Below are 14,489 nucleotides of genomic sequence, written 5' to 3' on the forward strand. Positions count from 1 at the left end.
AGTCCTCAAAGTGCATCGTCGAATGTTGTTTTTGTTGTTCGAAGGCCTGAGTCGGGGTCTAGGGTTGGCGGCTTCCCTCCTCACGCAACAGCGCCTGCAAGGTGTCGAGCCGCGCACCGTCGAAAGCAATCACAGTGCCCTGCTCGAACACCCGGCGCGCCAGCCCGGTCAACACCGCACCGGGCGGAAGTTCGATCTGTAGACGTACGCCGCGCTCATAAGCGCTTTGTACCGTGCCACGCCAGTCAACGACGCGGCACATGTTGAACGCGAGGTCATCGCGCAAGGCGTCGACATTGATGATGGGCCGGGCGCGGCTGCCACTGAGGTAACCCAACGACGGCGTTTTCAGCGGCACCTTGGCAAAGGCTTCGGCCAGGGTTTTAGCCGGCGCATCCAGCAGCGGACAATGCGACGGCACACTGACCGCCAGCCGTTTGGCCAGACCTGCACCGCTACGTTTCGCCAGCACCGCCACCGCGTTCATCGCCCCGTCGCTGCCCGCAATCACTATCTGGTTATCGGCATTGATATTGGCCAGGTACACCGGCGTATCGACGCTGTGAACCTGCGCCAGCAAGCCTTCGACTGTGGACAACTCCAGGCCGATGATCGCGGTCATGCCGTAACCCTGTGGATAAGCCTGCTGCATCAACTCACCGCGCAGGCTGACCAGATGCAGCGCATCGCTGAAACTCAAGGCACCGGCCACCACCGCTGCCGGGTAAGCGCCGATGGACAATCCGGCCACGTAATCCGGCGCCATGGCTAATTGGCGTGATGCCGCCACGCCGGCGATCAACAGGCAAAGCTGAACCGCACGGGTCGACTTCAAGGCCTCGTCACCATCCAGCAACAACGCCTCTTCACCCAACACTTCACTCGCCTCGTTCACCGTCTCGCGCGGCAAACGCTGGAGCATGCCCGGCTGCTGCGCGCCCTGGCCGGGGAACACCAGCAAACTGCTCATGCGGCTTGCTCCTGCGGATTCCACGGATCGCTCACCAGACAGGCTTCGGTGGCATTCTTCAGCAATACACGCCGAGCAGAACCGGCCCATTCGCGCAGGGCCACAGCGCCAAACGGCGTCTGCAACTGCATGTCCACCGGGCACACAGCCGCATCGAGAATCTTCATCAGTGCGTGCGCCTGAGAACGCTCCAGCGCTTGCGGCGTGCGCAGAATCAAATCGAGATCACTGCCCTCGTGCAAGGCAACAAAGCCGCTGGCCAATTCAAACCCGGCACTGCCGCTGACACCCCACACCCAACCACACTCATCGAGTATCGGCCGCAGTTGATCGAGGGCACGCAAGGCCGGCAAATCCCGATCGATCGAGACGTGGCAAAGGTCTTCCGGTTTGACTCGGCGCTGAATGGCATCGGCCGGCATCAGCGTCGCAAAACGCTGTTCACGCAAACGCCCACGCACACCGACCGCGACCAGACCCGCAGCGCTCAGCGCACGCCGAACCACCACCGGCTGCCCCGCGCTTAGCGATTCGCTCACCCACGCAGGTGCATCCGCAGGCAACTGCTCCGGGGTCATCCCCCAGAGCAGATCGTGGGCCATAAGCGTGTTCACCACTGCGCTCTCAACAGTTGGCGCACCTTGCTCGAAGCGGCACGGTTGCTTGCACCCAAGCGACTGCTCAGATCGTGACCGTGGGCCGCCACATCGCCAATCGCCTGATTCAGGCATTCAGCCACCCGCGCCAGATCGGCTACCGTCGGCTGCTCAATCTGTTCCACCGACAGGGTTTCCCACAACAGACCGAGACTGGCGTAGCTGTCGATGTCATAGGCCATCGGCGGCACGCTGGCGGCCAGCGCTTCAAGTTCTTCAATGCTGCGCAAGGTCACCCGCGCCGCCGAAGCCTTGCCCATCGCATGCACCATCACTCCCGGATCTCGCAGGGCGATCAACCGATTGGCTTGATAACCATGAGCCAGAAATGCCCCCGACATCGCCTTGCCCACCAGCAAACCAATCACCGCATGACCGGCCAAACGGGCACGGGCATAACTGTCTGCGGCCCCGGCCAATGCCTGGTGAATGCCGAGGGCTTCTTCGCGTCGGCCATAAGCCTGACTCGGCACATCGACGATGGCGATCAAGGCGCGCTTGTGCGGTTTATCCACATCAGCGGCGATCGCGTCATCCACCGCTTTCGCCAAGCCCCAACCTTCCAGCAAACCGACTTCACCGTTACGCGCACGGACAAAACGGTTGTCCGGATCAGCCACCACTGCGATAAACCGGACAGGCTGATCACCCAGCACGCCATCGGCCACCTTCAATGAAGCCGGCAAACCTTCGACCAGCTTGGCCCCTGTGCTCAGGGCATTGAACCAGTTCAAACCTCTTAGCGAATAGGTGCTCATGAGCGCGCTCCCTGGTACAGATCGCGAACCGTCGCCGGTTCGATTTGTGGTGTGGCGTCCAGACGCGCCAACCGTTGCAGGAACAGACCCGCCTGACGGCTACGTTGTTGCGCGGGCAAACCTAGTTGCAGCAGTTCATTGACCTGCTGCTGAATCTGCGCGACTTCATCGGCGACATAACGATCCACCAATCCGCTGGCGAAACGCTGTTCGCCACCGGTCAGGCTCCAGATGAAAGGGCGGTCGCGGGAGTCGTATTCTTCAAGGCCCGCTTCCTGTTCGATGACTTGCGGGCCGTTCAGGCCAAGTCGCGCTTCCTGGGTCACCAGCAAATAGCTGCACAATCCGGCAGCAATCGACATCCCGCCAAAGCAGCCGACGCTGCCGGCCACCACACCAATTACCGGTTGGTATTGGCGCAGGTCGACAATCGCCGCGTGGATATCGGCAATCGCTGCCAGTCCGAGGTTGGCTTCCTGCAAACGCACGCCGCCGGTTTCCAGCAGCAGCACGGCGCGGGTTGGAATGCCGTTGCGGTTGTCTTCTGCGGCCAGTTCCAGCGCACCGGCAATCTTCGCCCCGCCGACTTCACCGAGGCTGCCACCTTGGAATGCGCCTTCGATAGCCGCGATCACCACCGGCAATCCACCGATGCTGCCCTTGGCGATCACCACGCCGTCATCGGCTTGCGGCACCACGCCCTGGCGCTCCAGCCACGGCGACATGACGCGTTGAAACGGGTCGAGCAATTCGCGGAAGGTGCCGGGGTCGAGCAAGGCTTTCGCTCGTTGCCGGGCGCCGAGTTCGATGAAGCTGTGTTTGTTAAGAAGTTGTGCGCTGTCAGTCATGGCTGATCTCCTCAAAGCCTTGTTCCAGACGCAAGCGCACCACGCCCGGTGTCGCGCCGAAATCGTGGATATCGATGGCCATCGCCGGCGGTGTCTGACCGTCGAACATCCGCGTGAACAGATGCTGCCAGCGCTGTTGCGCGCCATTGACCGAAGTCTGCACGTTGATGGTCAGCTTGCCGGCCTGACCTGGTTCGATCAGCACTTCCAGATCGCCGGAGCCGACACAACCCACCAGCGTGCGACCGCGTGGCGGCTGCCCGGCGGGGAATTCAAAGGATAAGGTTTCCATCAAAATACTCCCAGGATGAGCCCATCGCCCGACTCGATACGGTCAATAAACAGGCAGGTTGCGAGCAAGTCGGCAGCACCACCGGGCGAGGCATTCAACGCGATTAATTGTTCATCCAGTTCATGCAAACGGCGGCGACCGGCAAGGCTGGCGCTGCCGCCTGCATCGAGCACGGCCTGGGCGCCAAGTTGCATGGTGCGCAGGCCGTCTTCGCCGGCGCGGTAGAGCACGCAGGTGTCGGCCAGTCGGGTCATGATCGCCAGCAAGGCATCGAGCCGGGCGTTCTGCTCTCCGTGGCCGGCGGCGCGGCTGCGTTTGAGTTGCGGCAATGCCCGTTGCACCACAGAAGGAAAACCCAGCTGTGCTTCTTCACGGGCACCTCGGGCGCCGTAGCGCTGGGCGACTTGGGCGCCGTGGCTGAGGGGACGGGGTGCGTAACGGTCGTCGAGCAACGCCAGGCGTGCGGCGCGCAAGGTGATGGAACCGGCCGGCTCAAGCGCCGCGGCAGTGACCAACAGGCCCAAGGCCCAGATCGCCCCGCGATGGGTATTCACACCTCCCGTGGTGGCGAGCATCGCTTGCTCCCCTTCCCGGCCAATCCGCCCCACCGCTTCGCGCAGCGGCAAACCGATTTCGCCACATTCGATAGCGGCTTCGGCCATTTCCTTGAACGCGGACCAGAGTGACAACGCCGAAGCGTGCATCAACCCCAGGTGCAAATCGGTGTGGGCGCCGTTGCCACGACGGTCGACCAGCGCCGGTTTCGGCGACAGGTCCGCTTCGTCGATCAGCGCGTCCACCGCCAAATCGGCTAGCCGTTCCGCCAGGCTCAAGGTTGTGGGTTGCAGGTTGAGTGCGTGCATTACCAGCTCCTGAACTTGGCGGGCGGGTTGTAGAGGCCACCGGACCACTCGACCAGATCCGCCACGCTTTTCGCTGCGAGCAGTTCGCGGGTGGCGTCGGTGCGGCGGATGCCGAGGTCTTCGGGCAAGGCAATCAACCCTTCGCGGCGCATGCGTGCGGTGTCTTTCGGGTTGTGGCGCAGGCCAATGGCGGTCACCCCGGCGACGGCGGCAATCATCGCCTGGCGTTCTTCCAGCGAGCGCGCCTTGTACAAATAGGCGATACCTTCTTCGGTCAGCAGGTGGGTGACGTCGTCGCCGTAGACCATGATCGGCGCCAGCGGCATGCCGCTTTTCTTCGCCACGTCGATGGCGTCGAGGGTTTCGACGAAGGTCGGTTTGCCGCCCTCCTGGAAGGTCTCGACCATTTGCACCACGAGTTTTTTGCCGCGTTCGAGCAAGGCTTCAGGCGCATCGTCGTGGCGCATGTCGAGCCAGGCCGGCGTGCCGTGACGGCGACCGCGCGGGTCGTGGCCCATGTTCGGCGCACCACCAAATCCGGCGAGGCGTCCGCGGGTCACGGTGGAGGAATGACCGTCGCCGTCGACTTGCAGGGTCGCGCCGATGAACAGGTCCACTGCGTACTGTCCGGCCAGTTGGCAGAACATCCGGTTGGAACGCAGCGAGCCGTCGCGGCCGGTGAAGAACACGTCCGGCCGTGCGGCAATGTAGTTTTCCATACCCAGTTCGGTGCCGAAGCAATGCACGCTTTCGACCCAGCCGCTTTCAATCGCCGGGATCAAGGTCGGGTGCGGATTGAGCGTCCAGTTGCGGCAGATTTTGCCTTTGAGTCCGAGGGATTCACCGTAGGTCGGCAGGATCAATTCGATGGCGGCAGTGTTGAAACCGATGCCGTGATTCAGCGACTGAACGTTGTGTTTTTCGTAGATGCCACGGATGGCCATCATCGCCATCAGCACGTGTACGGGCTTGATGTGCCGTGGGTCGCGGGTGAACAGCGGTTCGATGTAGAACGGCTTGTCCGCCACCACCACAAAATCGACCCAGGATGCGGGGATGTCGACGCGCGGCAAGTCGCTGACATCGTCGACCAACTGGTTGACCTGGACGATGACGATGCCGTCACTGAACGCAGCCGGTTCGATCAAAGCTGGAGTGTCTTCAGTGCTGGGGCCGGTGTAGATGTTACCGGCGCGGTCAGCCATGAAACCGGCAGAAAGCACGACGTTGGGAATCAGGTCGACCACCAGTCGCGCATAGAGCTCGATGTAGGTGTGAATCGCGCCGATTTCCAGCAGGCCGTCTTCCAGCAACTGGCTGATACGCAGGCTTTGTGTGCCGGCAAAGGAGAAATCGAGCTTGCGGGCGATGCCGCGTTCGAACAGGTCCAGATGCTCGGCACGGCCGACGCTGGGCATGATCATATGCAGGTCATGCAGCTTGGCGGGATCAGCCTTGACCAGTGAGCGGGACAGGAAATCCGCCTGCTTCTGATTATTACCCTCCAGCACCACGCGGTCGCCGGGCAGGATAAGCGCCTCCAGCGCCGCGACTATTTTGTCGGTGTGCAGGACTACGCCATCGGCGAAATGCTTGACCAACGCCAGACGCCGCTGCTTTTCGCTGCGCCGGCGCGTCCATCGCGAGTCGGGGGATATTGTTGTTGTCATGACCACTCCACGGGTTCGCTTTCGTGGAAGTCACCTTAGGAGTGTTGGGTGGGGGCATCAATCAAGCTGAGCGGTGGATCGTTACGGTCAGGGTAATGGTTGGTTGGAGATATCTGTTGCCTGGACTGGCGCCTTCGCGAGCAAGCCCGCTCCCACATTGGATCGGCGTACACAGATCAAATGTGGGAGCGGGCTTGCTCGCGAAGGGGCCGGAAAAATCACCGCAGTTTCAACATTTCAACCCAGTCATCAGCTGCTGCACACGAACCAGCAACTGCTCAGCGCTTTCCAACAACTGCGCCAACAACGCCGGATCTTCATCCATGTAGCCCTCGTACTCCGCCAGGTTTCGTCGCTCATGGCACAGCGCGAATAACCGAACCTGCACTTTGCCAATATCAGCGGTATGAACCGGGCATTGAAACACCAGGTATCTCTTGTCTGAACGGTAACCACACAAGCGAAGAGCCGTCAGAGCCAAGGCATGGGCAGCGTTGTAAGCCAGGTCAAAACGGCTTGCGAAGGAAAGCGAAGACGTTTGCGCATCTTTCAATCGATCCACCGCGGAACGCATCAGTCCTTCGCATTCCTTGCGATCCGGCGGCTCGGCTTTCAGTCCACCGCTACGTATCAGGTTCTCCAGATTCTCGTTGCTGCCCATCCTTGGACTCCAAAGGGTTTCCCCCCATCAGGTTGATCTTGTCCTGCTGCGCCACCCGCACGACAAAGCTGTTTTCAGCCGCCAGTTTTGCGGCCCAGTCGTCGGGGGTGTAGAGCGTCGGGTTGAGGACGCGGCCCATCTGCTCTTCCAGAGGCATGAGCCGTTCCATCACGTCACTGTAGTGGAGGCTTTCGCCGATCAGCATGAGATCAATGTCACTGGATGCGTTTGCCGAATCCTTGGCGATGGAGCCGTACACAAATGCCCAGGTGATCTGTTCGGCAAAGGGTTGCAGCGCTTGGCGCAAAGGCTCGGCAATACCGAACGTCTTGCGGGCTATGCCCAACAGTTCGGCATAGATCGGGCATTGCGGATTGGCTTGATAGTGGGTCTGGTTGCCCTGACGGCTAAGGGTCAGCACGCCGGCCTGATGCAACCGATCCAGCTCGCGCATGAGGCTGCCTTTACCGACTTGAGCCCAGCGGGCGATCTCGTTGGCGTAAAAACTGCGGTCGGGTTTGCCGAACAACAAGCCCAGCACTTTTTGCTGAGTTGTCGTGAACAGGGCTTCGCTGAGGGAAAGGTTTTTCACAGTGGCAACCGATGAGTCCCAAAAAGGGAACGATAGGTCCCTTTTTGGGAATCTTCAACCTGGGCTGGTCGATTGAGGTTTTGTGTTTAAAAGTTTGTAAGCAGGAAGGGCGTGAGGCTACGCATTCTGGCCGCGATGCTTACAGCAATGCCGGAAGCCGCTGACTGGTGGGGTTTTGCGCTGGGCTTTATCGTTTGTGGGTCGCTGACAATTCAGCGACCGGGGCTGGAAACCCCATGAGTACGGGACGCAAAAGCGTCCTTCATAACGTATGCTTGCGCACCTTCAAAGTGTGCACTCCGTTATGGCGGCTGTGCGCGGAAGACCTTAGGGTCTGCCGGGCCGTACCCCGGGTTTCCAACCGCGTACAGCTGCCACCATTCGCTTGGAAACCGAATGGGTCAGCTTCACCCTTGTACGGAGAGTCACCATGTTTAAAGCTACTCCCAACCCCCCGGAAACCGACACCGGTTCCGCCCCATCCCTCGAAGCCGAAAAACTCAAGGAAGCCGCCGACCGCGCGTTCTCCTATTACTTCCCCCCTGCTCGCGACAAACCACCGGGACGCCGTAACAAATCCCAGCTCTTCACTGTCTGCCCCGACATCGACGCCGAAGCCCTGCTGGCCAACGCCTCTGAAGACATGCTGTCGATCAGCGCGATTGCTGCCGATCTGGCAGACGATGTGGAAGGCTCTCGCCGCTCGGTCGCCTTGGCGATCAGCCGAATGGCGGATGGCGTTCAGTTGTTGGTGGAGCGGGCGTTGGACCATTACGAGGCGTTGCAGATGCAGCTGCGGACTCAGGCCAAGGTTTAGCCGTTAGATTTTTGGTGAATTGAAGGTCGCCATCGCGAGCAGGCTCGCTCTCACCGTTGAGCTTCAGCGGACACAATGTGTGTAAACGACTGGGCTCTATGTGGGTGCGAATCTGCTTGTGATCGCGTAAGTAAAAACGTAGCCGGCTCAACATTCAGAGCCCCGTCCTACGACGCTCAAAGAACCGTCTTACATTTTTTCTTCGGCACGATTGTTAGTTTTCCGGTCACTCGCATCCGCCTCACAAATGAGGATGTGAACACCTCAGCGGCCGTCGAAGGAACAAAGGATGTTTAACCACAGCCATGTCGCACGCTTCAATCTGACCATTCAGGATATGGAGCACGACCTTCAAGTCCTACAGTTCAAAGGCAAGGAAGCGATCAGCACACCCTATGCCTTCGAAGTGGTTCTGGTCAGCGAGAGGCCGAACATTGATCGAGAAAGCCTGCTGCATAAACAAGCGTTTCTTTCCTTCAGCGCTGGCAACGGCATTCACGGTCAAATACATCGCGTTGCCAAAGGCGATGCCGGTAAGCGTCTGACTCGTTACAGCGTGACACTCGTTCCTCGGGTGGCTTATCTGGTTCATCGCATCAATCAACGTATTTTTCAGCAATTGACCGTCCCGCAGATCATTGCGCAGGTGCTGGAGGAGCACGGCATCAATCGTGATCTTCACCTGTTTCAGTTGGGTACCACCTACCCGAAACGTGAATACTGCGTGCAGTACAACGAGTCAGATTTGCACCTCATTCAACGCCTCTGCCAAGAGGAGGGTATTCATTACCACTTCAGGCACAGTCGCGAAAAACACTTGATGGTCTTTGGCGATGACCAAACAGTGTTCCCCAAACTTGACCGGCCAACGCCCTACAAGCAGGACAGCGGCATGGTGGCCGAGGGGCCGGTGATCAAGCATTTTCAAGACCGGCTCGAAGCACGGCCCAGTCGTACCACCCGCCGTGACTACGATTTTGAAAAGTCCCGCATTCTGCTGGAGTCTGACTACCAACCTGACGCCCATCTCGCACAGCCAGACCTGGAAGACTACGACTACCCTGGCCGTTTTATCTTGCGAGAGCGGGGAAAACTGCTGAGTAAGCGCGCGCTGGAGCGCCATCGTTCCGACTACCTGCTAGTGGAGGGCAATAGCGATCAGCCAATGTTGGTGTCGGGCCACTTTCTGCAAATGTCGGAACATCCATGCACTGAGTGGAACGATCTTTGGCTGCTGACAGAAGTTCGCCACGAATGTAAACAACCGCAGGTGCTTGAAGAAAACACCACCAGCGGCGCTTCAGGCCATGAGAATGAACTTGTTCAAGGTTATCGAAACCAGTTTGTCGCCGCGCCGTGGGATGTTTTCTACCGTCCGCCACACGATTACGAAAAGCCGCGAATGCAGGGCAATCAGACCGCCATGGTCACCGGCCCCAAAGGCGAAGAAATCCACTGCGACCAATATGGTCGGGTCAAGGTCCAGTTTTTCTGGGACCGCGAAGGTCACCACGACGGTAAAAGTAGTTGCTGGCTACGGGTGGCCTCCAATTGGGCTGGACAACACCCATGGCAGCATCACCATCCCGAGAGTGGGTATGGAAGTGCTGGTCAGTTTCCTCGAAGGTGACCCCGATCAACCGCTGATAAGTGCGTGTCTGGCCAACAGCGCCAACCCGGTGCCTTACAAACTGCCCGAACACAAAACCCGTAGCGTGTTTCGCTCACGCAGTTCGCCGCACAGCAGCGGATTCAACGAATTGCACCTGGAAGACCGCACCGGCCGGGAGTTGATCTACCTGCGCACCCAACGCGACATGGAGCAGAAGATCGAAAACGACAGCCGCTTGGAGGTCGGCAACGAGCGTAGGGAAACCATCAAAGGCAACAGCATCAGCGTACTCGAGGCCGAGGAGCATCGAACCATCACCGCCGACCGCAGAGTCCAGTTAAAGGCCAATGACTTCCTGCATGTCGCCCGCAACAGTCATACCAAAGTGGATCAAACGCTGGTGATCGAAGCAGGCCAGCAAGTCCACATCAAGGCCGGTGCGCATATTGTCCTGGATGCAGGGGCAAGCATCAGCCTGCGTGCAGGTGGCGAGCATTTCGTGGTCGGCCACGGCGGGATTTTCGGCAGTAGCGAATATCAGGTCGGCGGTGCTCCAATCGTAAGCTCAGCCGCCTCGATATCCCTGCCAGGGTCAATTGACACCTTGCTGACGCCACCGGAACTGCCCCCGATGATCGCGCCAAGCCAACGTGCGCTAATGGCAGCCAGCAGCGCGATGGGTTCGGATTTCTGTCCGATTTGCGAGGCTTGCCGCGACGGCGTCTGCCTGACGCAAGGAGTCGCCGCATGACTGACTCATTACTGCGTCAATGGATAACCGAGCAACGACGCAATGGCCATGCCCTGTGTATCGTTTTGGATTCGGAGAACGAGCGCGACATCCGCCAGTCCCTTTTGAAGAGCTGCCAATTCGACCAATTCCTGAGTGTATACGGCAAGACGCCGGTCGCTGAGCTGGCCGACGCCGGACCGTTCATCTTCACGTTCGATCATGCCGACGACAGACACATCGACGAATTGCTCACGCATCCGGAGCGTAACTGGGGCTGGTTCGCCAGCATTCAACAGGGCGACCTGCCCGCACTGGTCAAGCATTGGCAGGAGCGTCTGATTGTCGGCGTAGGCCCTAATCAATCGCTGTATCGCTTTCACGATAATCGGGTATTGGGCCGAGCACTTGCGCATCTACCTGTCGACGCCTATCCGGCCTATCTCGGGCCGGCGATCAGCGTGTGCCATTGGCAGGGGGCGCGTTGGGAAAGTACCGATAATCCAGCCCCCGGCACTTACCCGGTGCCGGATCAGCCGCTCTGGCACCAAGTCCCTTCAACCAATGAGCAGTCTGATCAGACTCGCATGACCAATGCCCATCGTTACCTGCTGGCGGAACATGTCCGGGCCTACGCCCAACTTGCCGAGCAACATGACCCCGATGCGTGGCTGCGCGACAGACTGGCGCAAGCAGCGGCATGGGGTTGGCTGGCGCCGGAGCAATTGGAGTTTCTGCTGACCCAGAGCTTGCAGGCGCCAGCCTATACACTGGCGCCGCACTGGCAGGTGCGGCCTGATGAAACCCCGCCCGAGCACTTCGAACGGGTGCATCAGGCAACGGCATTTTGGCAAGGAGAAGCCCCGCTATGAAACGTGCATTACTAACCGCAAGTCTGGGCTGTTGCCTCGCCTTCACCGCAGGCTGCGTCACCAGTCAGCCGAACACCTTCACCTTTACCGCCGATTTACCTCCCGACTTCGCGTATCAGGCCATTGCCGTGTATGTGCCAGCCAAAGGCGAAACCTGCACCGTGCCCGGTGGGCGCAATACCGAAGTCGGGTTCAACATGAAATGGCGTGAGAACTACCAGCCAAACGCTGAGATTGCCCTGCGTCGAACGGTCAGTGGGTGCCCGCTGATCATTAGCCGAATCAAGCTGGATATCAAATCGGCTTATGGCAAGGACTGGGGCGATCAAAGCGGAGACACAGCCGGAATTGCCATTCGCGATCAGTTGGAGGATCGCTACAAAGGCACCTTCAGCGAAGTTGGCGAAAGTGTCTTCTACGGCCAATGCCAATGGCTGTTCCGCACCGTAGGGACAAACCGACGCATTGTAAAACTCCTTGATTGCAAAAAAACCGATGCGCTGGGCGAACCGGGGCGGGGTCGTCCGTTTTCGGCGTACACCCTCGATCAGCTGCCGGGGAAAATCGTGAAAATGCACATCAAGTTGGCCGACGAGGAAAGGCCTGGCTGGGGAGACACTTGGGTCAAAGTTCCGAATGGCTGGAAACGCTGCATGGGCAAAGGCTATGAAGATCAACGTGCTTACTGCAACGGTAATTACAAAGACTTCAGCGGCTTTCTGATGCCCGACGGACGGCAATGCACCATTTACCCTGGCTGCACTGAATAAGGAATTCACGACATGACGTCATTGGAAAAAGATCTTAGATCGCCACTGAGCAGCCGCGTATTGGCATGCCCCGCACAGGGTCGATGGAGCAGTTTTCAACTGGTCGACGAATTCGGCTCTGGCGAACCCTACGCAGGGTTGGCCTACGTGGTAACCGATTCAGAAGGGAAAACCTACAGCGGCAGCCTGGATGTTACCGGCACAGGCAAGGTTACTAATCACTTTGCTGGACCGATTGCTCTCATCGTTGATCAAAAGTACCAAGGGTCAGAAGAGCTATATAAAGACTTACGAACAAGGCCCCATTACCCCCTAGAAATCACCGAACTCCAGGTACGCGCCGAGCAAACCCGCTTTCTGAATCAAAATTCGACCCGCACCCGAGACAACCCCGCACAAGCCTGCGCGGATCAATATTTTCAGGTCGAGGTGCGTCATCTGGTCAGGCATGTTTCGCATTTGCCCCCTGAGGTTTATCGCCATTACCCGCACAGTACCGGGCCGGCGAAAATCATGGGCACACATGGCGCGCTGGGCGTGGCGCTATTGCCGCTGCAGCACACCGTGCTGGAAGTGCGGCCGTTGCGGGCCTTGCGCCCCATGCTATCGACCGACCCCGAGTTCTGCGCGCTCAACCTGTATCAACTGGCGCTGATGGCCACCTTGAGCTATTGCCCCTTTGGCCAAAACCCCGATACGCAACCCGTTGAAACCGCCACAGTGAGTTTTCCTCTGCAACCCAGCGTGGGCAACTGGTTCGGGGACGCTCTGGCCAAGTTTGAAGAACTCGGGAAAGTCGATTCGACGCAAAAAATCGCTTACTACCCGCTGTACGAAGACGTGCCGTACTCCAAGCGACTGGAGCTAGTGCCCTTCGACACCAATCTCTATACGGCAAACGACCCGGAACTGGGTGAAGATCAGGAACACCCCGCCAAGATCCATTTCCTCGACGATAGGAAGCTGGGCGCGGAATCGACTGATACACAGGCCTTCATTACCCACCACGACGAACTGATTCTGATTTCGCTGCGTGGCACCTATGAAATTATCGCGGACGGCTTGCGCGATGCCGATGCGCTTCAAGTGCCATTTGAGGAAGGACTGGGACATGTGCATCGAGGGTTCTATAAGGCGGCAAAGAAAGCGGCTGTTTTTGCCACCGAATATCTGGACAGGTTTTATACCGGGCAAAAGCTACTAATCTGCGGCCACAGCCTGGGGGGCGCAGTGGCATTACTGCTCTCCGAAATGCTGCGCCGACGAGCAGGCTTCAACTACAACATCCAGCTCTACACCTACGGCGCCCCTCGCGCCGGCGATGCCAATTTCGTTACCGATGCCAAGGGTCTAGTGCATTACCGCATGGTCGCCCACAACGACCCGGTGCCAAGCGTGCCCGGCACCTGGATGAACACCAAGTCTGGTGTTTTCGGGACTGGGGTAGCGCTGACCTTCGTCAATGTGCCCGCCGGCCTTTCCGTATTTGTAGCCGGCATCACTAACTGGACAGGCGAACCTTACGACCACCACGGCACCTTGCGTCACGCGATGCCGGTGCAGTTCAGCCGCAAGGAAATATCCATGATCCTGTGGGAGCCCGGTTGCGACACCATTACCCAGCACGCCGCCTGCTCGGTGGCCATCCAGCAACAAAACGGCCTCCCTGATCGCCCTTCGTTGCTGACTCAACTCTTCAATGGCGCAAACCACTCGATGGTCGGCAGCTATATCCCTGTGTGCTGGGCAACGCTACGGCGCTGGCAGGAAGCGCAAACGTCGAAACGTTCCATCGTTACTGACCGGGAGTTTGAATGGATAGAAAACGCTCTGATGCGAATCTTCCAGCAGTTGCGCGATAAGCGTCGCGACCTGCGGGCGCGTCCCGACGCCTACGTACGCACTCACGAAAAGGCGATCGATGCCCTCAATCATGAGGTCGGAAAAATACAAGCTACTCGCGCTCGACTGGAGCCCCTTTGGCACCAGCGCATAAGCGAAAAGGATGTTTACGGCTCGCTATCAGCTCAACCTGAGTGGTTGGCAGAAAATCTGCCACGCTGGCTTGCCCACGCAGAAAATCGAGTCGCTGAACAGATGGCCATGGCGCCAAGCACCGGAAATGATGAGGCGCTATTGGCATCGATCTACGGACATACCATCGGGGCGCCGCATACCCTCGATATAGATTCGATCGTTTGAAAAAAATGCAACGGTCGACGAATGCTTGGTTTCCTGCGGTCCCCACACCCTCAAAGTTGAGCGGTTACCCGCCAGATTTGAAGCGGGGCCCAGTTTCGTAAGCCGCTTTGGCGGATGGCGTGCATTTGTTGGTGGAGCGGGCGTTGGACCATTACGAGGCGTTGCAGATGCAGATG

General features: G+C 58.9%; 13 protein-coding genes and 1 pseudogene. 5 read left to right on the forward strand and 9 right to left on the reverse strand.

All coding sequences use genetic code 11. The annotated features are described in order from the left end of the window. Nucleotides 1-58: 58 nt before the first annotated feature. From mdcH to PMI22_RS16590, 9 genes are all read right to left on the reverse strand, one after another. Nucleotides 59-970, reverse strand: a complete 912-nt coding sequence (mdcH, locus tag PMI22_RS16630) for a malonate decarboxylase subunit epsilon (protein WP_007945465.1) — start codon at nt 968-970, stop codon at nt 59-61. Then, nucleotides 967-1,587: a malonate decarboxylase holo-ACP synthase gene (locus PMI22_RS16625; protein WP_033049198.1), complete on the reverse strand. Its 621-nt coding sequence runs from the start codon at nt 1,585-1,587 to the stop codon at nt 967-969. The genes mdcH and PMI22_RS16625 overlap by 4 nt, the downstream gene beginning before the upstream one ends. Continuing rightward, nucleotides 1,581-2,384 (reverse strand): biotin-independent malonate decarboxylase subunit gamma, encoded by an 804-nt coding sequence (mdcE, locus tag PMI22_RS16620; protein ID WP_007945467.1) that lies wholly within the window; start codon nt 2,382-2,384, stop codon nt 1,581-1,583. Before mdcE ends, PMI22_RS16625 begins: the two co-directional genes overlap by 7 nt. Continuing rightward, nucleotides 2,381-3,232 carry a biotin-independent malonate decarboxylase subunit beta gene (locus tag PMI22_RS16615; RefSeq protein WP_007945468.1) on the reverse strand — a complete coding sequence of 284 codons (852 nt, stop codon included), beginning with the start codon at nt 3,230-3,232 and terminating at the stop codon, nt 2,381-2,383. The genes mdcE and PMI22_RS16615 overlap by 4 nt, the downstream gene beginning before the upstream one ends. Beyond that, nucleotides 3,225-3,524 (reverse strand): malonate decarboxylase subunit delta, encoded by a 300-nt coding sequence (locus tag PMI22_RS16610; RefSeq protein ID WP_007945470.1) that lies wholly within the window; start codon nt 3,522-3,524, stop codon nt 3,225-3,227. The genes PMI22_RS16615 and PMI22_RS16610 overlap by 8 nt, the downstream gene beginning before the upstream one ends. After that, nucleotides 3,524-4,387, reverse strand: coding sequence for a triphosphoribosyl-dephospho-CoA synthase (locus tag PMI22_RS16605; RefSeq protein WP_007945471.1), 864 nt, complete (start codon nt 4,385-4,387; stop codon nt 3,524-3,526). The genes PMI22_RS16610 and PMI22_RS16605 overlap by 1 nt, the downstream gene beginning before the upstream one ends. After that, the gene (mdcA, locus tag PMI22_RS16600; RefSeq protein ID WP_007945472.1) at nt 4,387-6,057 is read right to left on the reverse strand and encodes a malonate decarboxylase subunit alpha; all 1,671 of its coding nucleotides are present in this window, start codon (nt 6,055-6,057) and stop codon (nt 4,387-4,389) included. The genes PMI22_RS16605 and mdcA overlap by 1 nt, the downstream gene beginning before the upstream one ends. 229 nt (nt 6,058-6,286) lie before the next feature. Continuing rightward, nucleotides 6,287-6,718 carry a hypothetical protein gene (locus PMI22_RS16595; protein ID WP_007945474.1) on the reverse strand — a complete coding sequence of 144 codons (432 nt, stop codon included), beginning with the start codon at nt 6,716-6,718 and terminating at the stop codon, nt 6,287-6,289. After that, nucleotides 6,681-7,310 carry a nucleotidyltransferase domain-containing protein gene (locus tag PMI22_RS16590; protein ID WP_007945476.1) on the reverse strand — a complete coding sequence of 210 codons (630 nt, stop codon included), beginning with the start codon at nt 7,308-7,310 and terminating at the stop codon, nt 6,681-6,683. The genes PMI22_RS16595 and PMI22_RS16590 overlap by 38 nt, the downstream gene beginning before the upstream one ends. A gap of 430 nt (nt 7,311-7,740) precedes the next feature. Between PMI22_RS16590 and PMI22_RS16585 the strand changes: the two genes are divergently transcribed. From PMI22_RS16585 to PMI22_RS16570, 5 genes and pseudogenes are all read left to right on the forward strand, one after another. Next, a complete protein-coding gene (locus PMI22_RS16585; protein ID WP_007945477.1) occupies nt 7,741-8,127 on the forward strand; it encodes a DUF6124 family protein in 387 nt (128 codons plus the stop codon). 289 nt (nt 8,128-8,416) lie between these two features. After that, a pseudogene (locus PMI22_RS0129385) lies at nt 8,417-10,490 on the forward strand (type VI secretion system Vgr family protein). Continuing rightward, nucleotides 10,487-11,341, forward strand: a complete 855-nt coding sequence (locus PMI22_RS16580) for a DUF4123 domain-containing protein (RefSeq protein ID WP_007945480.1) — start codon at nt 10,487-10,489, stop codon at nt 11,339-11,341. Before PMI22_RS0129385 ends, PMI22_RS16580 begins: the two are co-directional and overlap by 4 nt. Continuing rightward, entirely contained in the window at nt 11,338-12,111 is a 774-nt protein-coding gene (locus PMI22_RS16575; protein WP_007945481.1) for a hypothetical protein, read from the forward strand. The genes PMI22_RS16580 and PMI22_RS16575 overlap by 4 nt, the downstream gene beginning before the upstream one ends. 12 nt (nt 12,112-12,123) lie before the next feature. Continuing rightward, entirely contained in the window at nt 12,124-14,313 is a 2,190-nt protein-coding gene (locus PMI22_RS16570; protein WP_007945482.1) for a lipase family protein, read from the forward strand. Nucleotides 14,314-14,489 lie beyond the last annotated feature (176 nt).

It is taken from the genome of Pseudomonas sp. GM21 (assembly GCF_000282215.1).
In the GTDB taxonomy this organism is placed as follows: Bacteria; Pseudomonadota; Gammaproteobacteria; order Pseudomonadales; family Pseudomonadaceae; genus Aquipseudomonas.